General features: G+C 56.9%; 8 protein-coding genes. 3 read left to right on the plus strand and 5 right to left on the minus strand.

Features of this window, described 5'->3' with window-relative positions; genetic code table 11:
• Positions 1–32: 32 nt before the first annotated feature.
• From SHEL_RS03160 to SHEL_RS03170, 3 genes are all read right to left on the minus strand, one after another.
• The gene (locus tag SHEL_RS03160) at positions 33–1,802 is read right to left on the minus strand and encodes a glycoside hydrolase family 36 protein (protein WP_012797811.1); all 1,770 of its coding nucleotides are present in this window, start codon (positions 1,800–1,802) and stop codon (positions 33–35) included.
• On the minus strand, positions 1,799–3,181 hold the full coding sequence (locus tag SHEL_RS03165) for an MFS transporter (RefSeq protein WP_012797812.1): 1,383 nt from the start codon (positions 3,179–3,181) through the stop codon (positions 1,799–1,801). Before SHEL_RS03165 ends, SHEL_RS03160 begins: the two co-directional genes overlap by 4 nt.
• A gap of 143 nt (positions 3,182–3,324) precedes the next feature.
• Positions 3,325–4,002 carry a hypothetical protein gene (locus SHEL_RS03170; protein WP_012797813.1) on the minus strand — a complete coding sequence of 226 codons (678 nt, stop codon included), beginning with the start codon at positions 4,000–4,002 and terminating at the stop codon, positions 3,325–3,327.
• 122 nt (positions 4,003–4,124) lie between these two features.
• Between SHEL_RS03170 and SHEL_RS03175 the strand changes: the two genes are divergently transcribed.
• On the plus strand, positions 4,125–5,666 hold the full coding sequence (locus SHEL_RS03175; RefSeq protein WP_012797814.1) for a DUF6937 domain-containing protein: 1,542 nt from the start codon (positions 4,125–4,127) through the stop codon (positions 5,664–5,666).
• A gap of 110 nt (positions 5,667–5,776) precedes the next feature.
• On the opposite strand, the gene gpmA is transcribed toward SHEL_RS03175, so the two are convergent.
• Both gpmA and SHEL_RS03185 read right to left on the minus strand, forming a co-directional pair.
• Positions 5,777–6,538, minus strand: coding sequence for a 2,3-diphosphoglycerate-dependent phosphoglycerate mutase (gene gpmA / locus SHEL_RS03180; RefSeq protein ID WP_012797815.1), 762 nt, complete (start codon positions 6,536–6,538; stop codon positions 5,777–5,779).
• A 97-nt stretch (positions 6,539–6,635) separates the two neighbouring features.
• The gene (locus SHEL_RS03185; RefSeq protein WP_012797816.1) at positions 6,636–10,367 is read right to left on the minus strand and encodes a phosphoribosylformylglycinamidine synthase; all 3,732 of its coding nucleotides are present in this window, start codon (positions 10,365–10,367) and stop codon (positions 6,636–6,638) included.
• Positions 10,368–10,579: 212 nt separating this feature from the next.
• Here SHEL_RS03185 and SHEL_RS03190 point away from each other — a divergent pair, with 212 nt between their 5' ends.
• The gene (locus SHEL_RS03190) at positions 10,580–11,314 is read left to right on the plus strand and encodes a metallophosphoesterase family protein (protein WP_012797817.1); all 735 of its coding nucleotides are present in this window, start codon (positions 10,580–10,582) and stop codon (positions 11,312–11,314) included.
• A 972-nt stretch (positions 11,315–12,286) separates the two neighbouring features.
• Positions 12,287–12,949 (plus strand): spermidine synthase, encoded by a 663-nt coding sequence (locus tag SHEL_RS03195; protein WP_269471196.1) that lies wholly within the window; start codon positions 12,287–12,289, stop codon positions 12,947–12,949.
• Positions 12,950–13,054: the final 105 nt, after the last annotated feature.

The following is a 13,054-nucleotide window of genomic DNA, read 5'->3' on the forward strand; positions in this document are numbered from 1 at the left end:
GTGGGCAGCCCGGTATGCATCGCCGAGGGAACTCATCGGTTGGCCAATCTCATGAGATCGATGGCGTTCTGCCAACGTTCAATCTGATTGTCGTCCCAGGCACCCATGTTGTCAGAGGTGAACAGTACGCCGCTGAACACCGCACTGCGATCGAGCAGCATGGTGCGCTGCTCCATGTTCAGTTGCACGTCGGTTCTCAGATAGACGACGTCAGAGTCGTTGCGGAAGGCTCGCCTGTTCAGATGTGCGCGCCATACGGTGTTGGAAACGCTGTGTTTGGTGCTGACGCGCTCGCGGTGCAGCATGCGGCGGCTGGGCAGGTCGTCCCAGTCGTTTCCGACGTCGCAGCTGATTCGGCAGTAGTCGACCAGCCCGAATGCGCTGGCCAAGGGCACGCCGCATCCGTCGATAAGCACGTCTTCTCCAGCGGCATCCCTCAAAAGGCGCATGGCATCGGCCATGAGCTCGCCGCGATTCATGCCGTCATGGGGAATCATGCAGGCTGCATACAGGAAGTCGAGCTTCAGCAGTTTGAATCCCCAGTCCTGGGTGTAGGTGCGAATTACCTCGGTTACGTAGGCGCGAACTTCTGGGTTGCGGGTGTCGAGGGCATATGCGCCGCTCCAGTTGCTGCCAATGGTAACGGCGTTGCCTTTCTCGTCGCAAAGCACCCAGTCGGGGTGCTCGTGGCCGATTCTGGCGTCTTTCTCAACGGCGAACGGGGCGAGCCAGATGCCGGGGGTGAATCCTTTTCTGGAGATGTGCTGCGCCATTGGTGCTGGACCGGCTGGGAAGCATTTCCGATCGACATCCAGCCAGTCTCCAATTTTGCAGAAACCGTCGTCGATTTGGAATACACGTTCGAATCCCGAAGCGTCGACGCGCTCGAACACGCTTCTGACGGCGTCGAAATCCCTGCACAGGACGGTCTCATTGATGCGTCCGTAATGACGGTACCAGGTGGTATATCCGCAGGCCGGTTTGCAAGTGCGGGCTTGGATGCCGTTTAGTTCGAACCAGCGATCGAAGGCGGCCTCGGTCGCCTTGTCCACGTCCTCCGCGTCGGTGCGTTCTATGACGGCGAATCTTCCGAATTCGACGGTGTCGCCATCCTTGAATTCACGGGCGGGTGCTTCCGGCAGGACGAAGAGGAGGTTCTCCTTGCAGTCGGTGCGGATGTGGGTGAACCCGCGGGATTCGTCAAGACCGGCAATCAGCGTGCACGTTCGGTCGTCACGAATATACCCGTACGTCCATCCGTGAAGCTGTCCGGGCTTGTTTGTGTATTCGGTAAAGCGGTAGTCGCCCGAGCCATCCAGCACGAAACGACGGATAAGCGGTGCAGGCACGCGTTTCAGGCCGCGCATGTACCCATCGATAGGCAATTCCTGCGTGTCGGTCCAAGATTGCCATCCGTTCAGAAGAATGCGTTCGTCGTTACTGAACTCATGGGACCATACGACCATACAGGATTCGATGCGCACGTCGCTCATGACGTCGACGGAAACGGAGAACACCTCCTGGTCGAAGGTGCAGTTGATGCTGATGTTTCGCTTTGGCGAACCTTCGTCCTCGTCGTCCTGCACTTCGGCATCAGGCATTGCGTCCTGTTTTTCAGCGGCACGAATCGCGTCGGTGTACATCTTCACCGTTTCGGCGTTTATGGTCTTCGGTTCATCTTCCGGTTCTACATCCGATGGGGCTTCCGATTCTGAATCGAGAATCTTCACCAAGGTGCGCCGAGCTTTTTCGTTGGACTCGCCGACAAGGCGGTATGAAACAAAGCAGCGTATGGGTCTCATCGTGTCTCCTCGCCCGAGCCGATGCCGTTGTCCTCGAGGATGCCGTACACCTTCTTCTCGTTGTAGCGCATGATGACCAGGCCGCCTGCCAGGCAGAATACCGCTGCGACCAGGGCGGTCAGACGATAGCCGAATCCATGGGAACCGATGAGCGCGATGGATGTGAATGCCAGCATGCTAACAGACTGACCCAGCTTGAATGCAAAGGTTCGGGCGGCGTAGAACATGCCTTCACGTTTTTCGCCTGTGGTGATGGCATCGGCCGATGCGATGTCGGCGACGATGGCTTGCGGGAGGATGCCCAGGATTGCCATGGGGATGGATGCCATGACGGCGACGATGATGCCCCATGCGATGCCGGGTATGCCGAGCTTGCCGACCACAGTGGTTACGGCAAAGGAACAGGAGAAGAACAGGAACGCGAATACGACCAACTTCTTCTTGCCCATGCGCTTCGCCAGGATGTTGACGGGGGCGTAGAAGCACACTGAAAGGCCGGTCATGATAGCGAATAGGATGAAGGTCATGCCGTCATCAAGGCCCATGAGCACGGTGATGTAGAACGGTAGGCCGGTTTGGAACATGGTGAGCGCAATCCAATAAAGGACGTCAGAGCACACGAAGGTGCGGAACTCCTTATTCGCAAAGGTTTTGGCTAAGCTTTTGAACGTAGGCGTAGTGGATGGCGTGGTAACCGCATACGTATGCTCGTCGATGGTGAACGTAGGAACAAGCATACAGACGATTGCAACGCAGGCAAGGATGCCGATGGTTACACGGAAGCTGGCAGTGAAGCCCAGGGAAGGCTCCAGGATTCCGGCGATATTCGGCACTAGGTACGCGAAGGCCGTGCCGAAGAAGTACGTGAATGAGATGAAGGTGGACACATTGATGCGCAGTTTCTGGGTCGATCCAAGCTCAGGAATGAGTGCGTTGTACGGCGTACAGTAGCAGGTGAGGCACAGGTAGAAGCCGAGAACCGTGAACAACAGCCATAGGTTGTTCGCCATGGACACGCCGTTGATCGGGGCGCAGAACACCAGGACGGTGAAGATGCCGAGAGGGATGGCCGCATAGCGCATGAACGAGATGCGGCGACCCAGGCGATGGGTGGAACGGTCCGATTTCGATGCGATCCAGGGGTCAGTGAAGGCGTCGAAGATACGTCCGGATGCGGTGATAAGGCCAATGACGGTGAGTCCTAGAAAGACCGCGCCTTGGGTTATGAACAGCTGATGGCCCTGAGAAAGCAGCTCTTCAGAAGGCTGGTAATAGTAGACGAGCCAGTTGGAGATAATGCCGGAAAGCATTGCCCAGCCGAGCTGGCCAATGGCGAAAAGCCAGAGGATTTTCGTGCTTGCAGGTTTCTTTTCGATCATGGTGCCTCGGTTCTGCAGTCTTGCTTGTACAGGTAGCGTTTATGATACCTGAACTGCGCCGCAGTGTGACCACGTTGGCTTCCGCCAACTGCATTAATACGATAGTTTCCACCTATGAGAGCTTTTTCTTAAGGACCTCGACGTCATTGCTTCAGAACGCGCTCCGCAAGAGCTTGATGCTCGGCAGATGAGGAGTTTTGCAGGTAGTGCATTCCGAACAGCACGATCTCAAGCCAGGAAACGCCCTCGAAATCATCGGCGGGATAGGACTCGAACAACGAGGCGAATTTCCGCTGCTGGAGCCTGTCGGTTCCGGGAATCATGCTGTTGGCGATGCTTGTTTGCTCGTTGAACGTATCGGAGTCGATGGTGATCGGGGTTTTCTCAAAGAGTTCATGAGCGGTCGAAGACATACGGGACATACGGAACAAACGAAGCCAATAATCCTCCCTCCAATACTCGAACGCGTCAAGAAACTCTTCAGACGATGTCAGAAAGCTTCTCATACAGCGCACGAACTGATCGGGCTCCGTATGGCAATTGTCGAATGCAACGTCGAACAGCCGGACCTTCTCATCATGTGACAAGTCTTCTGCGACGGGTGCAAAGGTGTCGGGATAGGGAAGTGTCTTCAGTGTGTCCCGATCTTGCAGGATCGCATGTGTTTCTCTGCGGTCGCTGCGAAACAACTCGGTCCATATGGCATCCAGGCACTCATCTACCGTTTCCCGAGGAGAGATTCGTAATGCAATTACAATGGCGGCTAGGTTGTAGTCATCAAGCGATGTGAAGCCATTGTTGGAGAATGCGAATGAGCTCATGTTCTCTTCCGTTCGCGCCGTAAACCTTCCGGTGTTAAGCATATCAGGTTGGTCCAAACCACGTCGGCTGTCGTTTACAATGGTTGCATTGGTTTGTGTTACTAAAGCCTGTAGGAGCTGCCATGGTTGCCAATTCGGTTGATCGCGCTAAAGTCATTTTCGGCAATGAGATCGACACTGCAGATTACGAGAAAGCGTGTAAGGGCAAGGAGAAGTATGCCCGAAGATTCGGGGACGACTCCAATACGGTGTACCACTTGCGTGCCGAAGAGGCGCCTGTTATTGGGAAACATCTAGGGGTGCGGTGGCTTCGGCCGGCCGAACCTGGCTCAGATGAGGTTTTCGATATGGCTGCAGATGCAGCGGCGGCGCCTGTTGTTTCGACGACGCCAAAGACAATCAGCGAAGTCCAAGGAAAACCCCTGGTTGTCGGTAATATTCGCATGGGTTTCGGGCATTATCGTATCAGCATGGCCATAGCTTCAGCCGCCCATGCGCTGGGGTTTGTGCCATATTGGTTCGACTTATGCGGCTTTCCCGAGTCCACTTGTAGCAAGCTGATAGAACATCAAAACAATCTGTATTCTATGGGATCGCGCGTCAGCCAGAAGGTCGGCGCGTTCAACGCATTGTATTGGGAGCCGCTCAATTCCGAAGGGTTCCGAAAGCTGACATACAATTCGGGCGACCAGAAGAACGCAGAGTTGATGGTGCCCATCTTCCGGGACCTGCCGAAGGACGTTCCGTATGTGGGTACCCACGCATGGCCGGCGCAGGCGGCCGTGCATGCAGGCATGACCCATGTGGTGAACGCCATTCCAGACAACTGGCCAATGGCGTTGCATCTGGCGGAGGGGTCGCGTCACGCTGTACAGACGCCCAGCGCATATCAGGGATACAAAATGCTGCGCGGCATGGACAAGAAGCGTCAGCTGAAGCCCATGCCTGAAGGATCGCTTTTCTATACGGGCCACTATATCGACCACGAGCTCGTGAGCAACATCGAAGCCGACTGCGCGGCGCGTCGTGCGCGATTGCATGGCGGGTGTCCCATCAGATACCTGGTTTGCGTCGGCGGTGCTGGAGCCCAGCAAGATCTAATCCGCGGCATTATCGAACATGCAGTGCCGTTGGCCGAGCGAGGTGAAGCCACGTTGCTGGTGAATGTGGGCGACCATATCGATGTCTGGGACGCATTGGCCAAATCCGTTCCTGCGCTGTCTCGGGCAAAGACCCATTTCGATGACTTTACTGAACTGGAGAATCTTGTGTCCGAACCTGGCGCTCCGAAGCTGGACGGCATTCATGCGTTCGGGTATACAGACATTTTTGCGGCGGTTTATTCGACGAATCTCCTGATGCGCCATACCGATGTATTGGTTACGAAACCCTCTGAACTGGCGTTCTATCCTGTTCCAAAACTGATGATCCACCGTGTGGGCGGACACGAGGCTTGGGGTGCGATTCGTGCGGCCGAAATCGGCGACGGCACCTATGAGTTGCAGAAGCTCGATGAGATTACCGCAATGATGGATGCGTTCCAGCAGGACAGAAGCTTGGTCTCAATGATGTGCGACCGTATCGAAGAGGCGAATGCCCACGGCGTGTACAATGGAGCTTACAGAGCGGTATTGCTGGCAGCGGGGCTTTGGCCTGGCGAATAGATTCATGCGTGCAGATGGTCTGTCTGCCTGGCGATCCCCGATGGTGAAAAGCCGAGGCCCGCAAGCTTGTGGCTGCGGGCCTCGGCTTTGCTATGTGTGGTTGGGTGCCGCTACTGGGCTTTCTTGCCTTGGTTGGCGACCTTGTTGATTTTGGCGTCGATGGTCGCGGGGTCGCCTACGTAATGCTTATCGAGCACGTTCATGTCCTGGTCAAAGGTGTATACCAGAGGAACTCCGGTGGGGATGTTCACACCAATAATCTCTTCGTCGGATAGCTTGTCGAATTCCTTTACCAGTGCGCGCAGCGAATTGCCGTGGGCGGCGATCAGGACGCGCTTGCCAGCGCGCATTTGCGGAAGGATGGTTTCGTTGAAGTAAGGCATCGCACGGGCGATGGTGTCCTTCAGACATTCAGCGTAGGGGACGTCGGCAGGGTCGACATCGCGATAGGCGGGCTGGATGTGGGCGTCGCGCTCGTCGCCGGCTTCCAGCGCGGGGGGACGGACATCGAAGCTCCGGCGCCAGATCTTAACCTGCTCCTCGCCGTATTTCTCGGCGGTTTCGGATTTGTTCAGGCCCTGGAGGGCGCCGTAGTGGCGCTCATTGAGACGCCACGTCTTTTCGACGGGCAGCCAGTGGCGGTCCATGTTGTCAAGGACGATTTGCAGCGTATGGATGGCGCGCTTGAGATAGCTGGTGTAGCAGATGTCGAAGTCGTAGCCATCGGCCTTCAGGGCGCGGCCGCCTTCAGCAGCTTCCTTGCGGCCGGTGTCGGTGAGTTCGACATCGGTCCAGCCAGTAAACAGGTTCAGCTTGTTCCACTCGCTTTCGCCGTGACGGATGAGAACGAGTGTCATTGTATTTTCGGCCATTGGATCTCCTGACTCGTAGGGGCGGATCTGCTCAAGTATGTATCGTCCGATGTCGGGCGATACCAGGCGGCAAGGGATTTCCTTGCCGCCTTCTTGACTAAGCGAAGTAGGCTACGCCGTTCTCAAAGATAGGCTGCCATTTGTTTCCGGGGACGTTCTTGAATACATTGTCGGCGATGCGCTCGGTGTGACCCATTTTGCCAAAGACCCGGCCGTCGGGGCTGGTGATGCCTTCGATGGCGAGGACGCTGCCGTTGGGGTTGTCGCCCAGCGCCATGGTGGGCTGGCCTGCGAGGTCAACGTACTGCGTTGCGATTTGGCCGCTGGATTTCATCTGGGCCAGGACCTGTTCGTTCGCAACGAATCGGCCTTCGCCGTGGCTGATGGCTATCGTATGGATATCACCAGGGGTGCAGCTTGCCAGCCAGGGGCTCATCGTGGAAGCCACGCGGGTGTTGACCAGGCGGCTCTGGTGACGGCCAATGTTGTTGAAGGTCAACGTGGGGCAGTCGGCGTTCATCGCGCGAATGTCTCCGAAAGGTACCAAACCGAGCTTGACGAGGGCTTGGAAGCCGTTGCAGATGCCGAGCATCAAGCCGTCACGGTTCTGCAGCAGATCACGGACCGCTTCGGTGACCTGGGGAGCTCGGAAGAACGCGGTGATGAACTTAGCGGAGCCATCGGGCTCGTCCCCGCCGGAGAAACCGCCGGGGAGCATGATGATTTGGCTCTTAGCGATTTCGTCGCAAAGAATCTGCGTACTCTCGGCAACCGCCTCGGGGGACAGGTTGTTGATGACGAAGGTCTTAACCTCGGCCCCAGCACGCTCGAAGGCACGTGCGGAATCATATTCACAGTTGTTGCCGGGGAATACTGGGATGATGACCCGCGGACGCGCCAGCTTGGAGGATGCAGTCACAGCAGGAGCATTCGGGGTGAACGTGACCGCTTCGACCTCGGGTCCTTCGCCACGATAGGGGAATACAGGCTCGAGCTTGGACTCCCATGCCTCCTGCAGCTTTGCCATGTCGATTTTCTCGCCAAGGATTTCGAACGCGTATTCATTGGTGGTCTCACCGATGACGGCAATGGCGATTTTGTCGCTCGCCACGGGCAGTTCAGCGCCTTCTGCAAGCTCGATAAGGAATGTGCCGTAGGACTGGCTGAACAGGGATCCTGCTGGGATTTTGTCGACGCGAATGCCGATTCCGTTGCCGAGGCACATCTCGAACAGGGCTTGTGCTGCTCCGCCGAATCCGCACGTGGACACGGCCAGTGCGTCTTTGCGTCCGATGATGCCTTCGACGAGGTCCATGGCCTCGCACAGGGCTTCACCCTGGGGAGCGATGGGGTTGTCACCAGGCATGGGAACAATGATGGCAACGCGGCTGCCAGCCTGTTTGAACTCGGGGCTGACCACGCGGTCCGTGGTGCCGACGGCGGTTGCGAAGCTTACCAGGGTGGGCGGAACATCGAGCTTTTCGAAGCTGCCGGACATGGAGTCCTTGCCGCCGATGGCACCGACACCGAGGTCGATTTGGGCATCCAAGGCGCCAAGCACGCTAGCCAATGGCTTGCCCCAACGTGCGGGGTCGGTGCCGAGCTTCTCGAAGTATTCCTGCAGTGTGAGATAAGCTTTCCTGCGTTCGAAACCGGCGGCGACAAGCTTGCTGACGCTTTCGGCTACGGCCAGGTAGGCTCCATGGTACTGGTCTGCGCTGGACAGGTAGGGGTTGAATCCCCACGCCATGCCGGAGCAAGTCGTGGTTTCGCCTGCCACCGGGAATTTGGCGGCCATGGCCATGCTTGGGGTAAGCTGGTGCTTTCCGCCGAACGGCATAAGCACGGTGGCTGCGCCGATGGTGGAGTCGAAGCGCTCGACGAGGCCCTTCTTGGAGCACACGTTCAGGTCGCTGACCATGGCGAGCATCTTCTCCTCAAGGGTTTCCCCCGGCCATTCAAGGGCATAAGGCTCAGCCTTGAGCACGGTCATCTTCTGGCTCTTGGGGGCGCCGTTGCTGGCCAAAAACTCACGGCTCACGTCGACAATGGTGGTGCCGCGCCAGACGATCTGGACGCGGGGTTCCTCGGTAACGCGGGCTACGACGGTAGCTTCCAGGTTTTCCTCGTGGGCAAGGGCGATGAAAGCATCGACGTCCTCGGCTGCGACATCGACAGCCATGCGCTCCTGGCTTTCTGAAATGGCGAGCTCTGTGCCGTCGAGGCCGTCGTATTTGGTGGGCACGCGGTCAAGGTCGATGTACAGGCCGTCTGCAAGCTCGCCTATGGCGACGGAAACACCGCCTGCGCCGAAATCGTTGCAGCGCTTGATCATGCGGCAGGCGTCGCCGCGGCGGAAGAGTCGCTGGATCTTGCGTTCGACGGGAGCGTTACCCTTCTGGACTTCCGCTCCGCAGGACTCCAGGCTTTCCATGTTATGGGCCTTTGAGCTGCCGGTTGCGCCTCCGATGCCGTCACGGCCGGTGCGGCCGCCGAGCAAGATGACGCGATCGCCAGGTGCTGGGGTTTCGCGGCGAACGTGGTCAGCGGGGGTGGCGCCTACAACGGCGCCGATTTCCATACGCTTGGCCATATAGCCGGGATGGTACAGCTCTGCAACCTGCCCGGTTGCCAAGCCGATTTGATTACCGTAGCTGGAGTATCCGTGGGCAGCGTCTGTAACGATTTTGCGCTGCGGAAGCTTGCCGGGGATAGTCTCGCTTACAGGAACCAGCGGATCTGCCGCCCCTGTGACGCGCATGGCCTGGTAGACGTAAGAGCGGCCAGAAAGCGGATCGCGGATGGCACCGCCGACGCAGGTTGCCGCGCCGCCGAACGGCTCGATTTCGGTAGGATGGTTGTGGGTCTCGTTTTTGAACAAGTACAGCCAATCCTGCTCTTCTCCGTCGACGTCGACCTTCACCTTCACAGTGCAGGCGTTGATTTCTTCGGATTCGTCCATATTGGTGAGGATTCCGCGTGCTTTGAGGGTTTTAGCGCCGATGGTGCCGATGTCCATGAGGCACATGGGCTTGTTCTCGCGGCCGAGCTCACGTCGCAGGTCTTTGTAACGTTCGAAAGCCGCTTCGACAGCGGGCTCGTTGAACTCTACGTCTTCGAACACGGTACCGAAGGTGGTGTGACGGCAGTGGTCCGACCAATAGGTGTCGATCATCTTGATCTCGGTGATGGTGGGCACGCGGCCTTCTTCAGTGAAGTACTTCTGGCAGAATTGGATGTCTCCCAAGTCCATGGCGAGCCCGCGGTTGGAAATGAATGCGGAAAGCTCCTCGTCGTTCAGGTCGTTGAAGCCTTCCAGAATCTCAACGTCTGCAGGGGGCACGAAGGCCATCTTCAAGGTGTCTTTTGTGTCGAGGGACGCCTCGCGGGCTTCGACGGGGTTGATGAGGTGGTGTTTGACGGCGGCGATGTCTGCCTCGGTCAGCTCGCCCTCCAAAAGGTAGACTTTACAGCTGGCAACGGCAGGGCGTTCGCCTTGACTGATGAGCTGGACGCATTCGCTCGCCGAGTCAGCACGTTGGTCGAATTGGCCGGGCAGGTATTCGACTGCAATGATGGTGGCGTCGGTGGTGCCGGCTGCCTTCACCTGGTCCAGGGTTTCGAACGTGTTGTCGGATTGCGGCTCGCTGAAGACGGTCGGGACGCATGACTCGAAGAGCGTCTGATCGATGCCCTCCACGTCGTAGCGGTTGACCAAGCGAACGGCCGTAATCCCGTCGATTCCCAGGATGTCCTTCAGCTCGTTTTTCAGCTGTTGGGCTTCAACGTCGAATCCAGGCTTTTTCTCTACATACACACGATAGACCATATGTCCAGTCCGCCTTTCGATTGTGCGTTTTCATGCGTTTACGCGCACGATTCACTCGTAGTTATCCTACCGTATTTTGGGGCACTACATACGTCTCGCTCACGTGTGAACACGGATAAGCCGTAAAGGGTCGGGCTGATAGGCTTGTTGCGCAAAATATGAGGTTGTCAAGGTGCGAAAATGTCGTAGGACACCTTGAAGGGAGGATATCCGTGGCTGGCAGAATCTTCATTACAGGCGATACGCACGCGACCGTGGATATGCGAAAACTGAATTCCAAGCTGTTTCCTTTAGGGAAGACGCTGGATGCGGATGACTACGTCATCATCTGTGGCGATTTCGGCGTCGTATGGGCGAACGACAACACGGACAAATACCTCCTTAACTGGTATCAAGCGAAGCCGTGGACAACCTTGTTCGTTGACGGCAATCATGAGAATTTCGATTTGTTGGATGCCATTGCACCAAGGAACTGGCATGGCGGTATGGTTCACGAGCTTCGTCCCAAGGTGCTCCATCTGATGCGTGGCCAGATGTTCGACATCCACGGCAGGTCGTTTTTCTGCATGGGCGGAGCAACTTCGATAGACAAGGCCTTCCGTACGGAGGGCAAGAGCTGGTGGCCCCAGGAAGTGCCGTCTCTCGATCAGCGCGATACAGCTTTGGCATCGCTTGAGCGGGCGGGATGGAGAGCCGATTATGTGCTGACGCATTGCGCTCCTTCAGGCGTGCAATACCGCCTCAATCCGTACTTCAGCTTCGATGTGGTTACAGACTTCCTGCAGGGCATTGAAGAACGGTTGGACTATCGCCATTGGTTCTTCGGGCATTACCATGAAGACCGAACTGTTGGTGAACGCTGGACTTGCGTGTACTACGACATCTTGGAAATCGAGTTGGGGGATGACGCGTCCGCTGACCGCATAGCGCCCGCAGGGCGTCGATAGGGTTCTGGTGGCGGTCTTTCCAGAACTATTATCCGCCGCCGGCGCCATGATTGGTCGTCTCCATACGGGAGTTTCCTTCCGTAATTCGGAAGGCTGCCAAGGGGTGTTCGACATGAGATGCTGAACTGCTTGTGCTCTGATTTATACGGACTGTCGAAGATGGTCGTCGCAGGCGGTTTAGCACAACGGCCGATAAGGTAGACGTGTTTCGGAGCCCTCGAGCGGATTCCTGCTTCGTATCCGATGTCGGGATAGGTTTTCCGCTCCGAAGAAAAGGGCGCCAGTTTGTCGAGCTGCCTGTTTATGATGGCAGCCTTTTCGGGTCTGTTGCTTTTTGCGATGCCGGCGACGTGGTTCTTGCGGGTTCCATCTGCGGTTAGGGTCATGTCGGTCACCTTGCCTTCCTGAACTCTGAGGTGCTGCTGATGTCGATGGGATATTGGCGATGGCGGAGCATTTCTGCGTCTGCATGTGCCGTGGATTGGCTCCAACCGCCTTGCAATAACGTGTAAAGCGGTGCTGGAAGAACCGGTTTTTTACTTGGAAACGGACCTGAACTGAAAATCCAAAGGTCGCGCGTATAGCCATGGCAGCGCAAACAGCTTGGCCATCTTTCAATCAAGCGATGAAGGCTATGTTGTTATGGGTGGAGAAGCGTCATCGGAGGACTCTTTTCTGCATCTTGCTGTATGCGAAGGCTGTCCCAGCATCTACTGGTTAGGGTGTCCAACCGATGTGTGCATCATAGCAAACAGATGTTCGTAAATCAAGAGGATCATGCAGGTTTTTTCCAGTATCGAAATGTACCGAGCTCAGTCGCCACGGCTGTTTTGCTAAGCTGACGATATGGGGAAACGCACCGACATATGCAGAAGAGACCGCAGGGTAGTGCGGCCAAGGCGTTGCAAGAGGTATGTTTCCGAAGCAACGGCATGTCGCAGGCTGCTTGCCTCGCCCCAGACCATGTTCGGCATGGCGCTCGTTTTCGATACTGAAGATGAAACGGGCAGGGCAATCCGCGTGCTTGAGGTTGAGGGTACGTGGGAGTCAGTCGCCTACTTGGATGAACCGTTTGAACTGGCCTTAGATTACACCAAGGCTTTCGACGTCCTGTTCGAAACGGTGCCGAAACCGTGCCGTATTCTTGCGATCGGATGCGGAGGGTTCTCATATCCGATGCATCTTGCGGATGTGTCGAGCGCTCGAATCGACGCTGTTGAGATAGACCCGGCCGTTATCGATTTAGCTCGGGAGTTTTTCGGGCTTGACGAGGCTGAGCGACGCTGGGGAGCGGAAGGCGACGGTCGGTTGCGCGTCGTGTGCGAAGACGGCCGAGCGTGGTTGGATTCCTGTGCTCCGGGGTCATACGACGCCATCGTCAACGACTCGTTTTCTGCAGGAATGCCTGCCGAGGGCCTTGTCACGTCCGATGCTGCGCTTGCAATTCGCCGGGTCCTTTCGTCTCATGGGGTGTATGTGGTTAATGTGGTCGCATCGCTTGAAGGGGAGGCGTCGCACATTCTTTATGAGCACATCACGGTTCTCGAGCGCGTGTTTTCGGAAATCGAGGTGCATCCTGTATATGCGCTGCCTCCTGGGGTTCCCGGAAACATCATCCTTGTCGCCCGTCCTTAGCAGTCGGCCGTGCAACGCCGACCCTTCGCTTCGGGTTTTCAACATTGTTCGAATCTTGGTGAATGTTTCGCGTGGCGCCTTGGCGGTATAATTCCTGACACAACG

It is taken from the genome of Slackia heliotrinireducens DSM 20476, assembly GCF_000023885.1.
Taxonomy (GTDB): domain Bacteria; phylum Actinomycetota; class Coriobacteriia; order Coriobacteriales; family Eggerthellaceae; genus Slackia; species Slackia heliotrinireducens.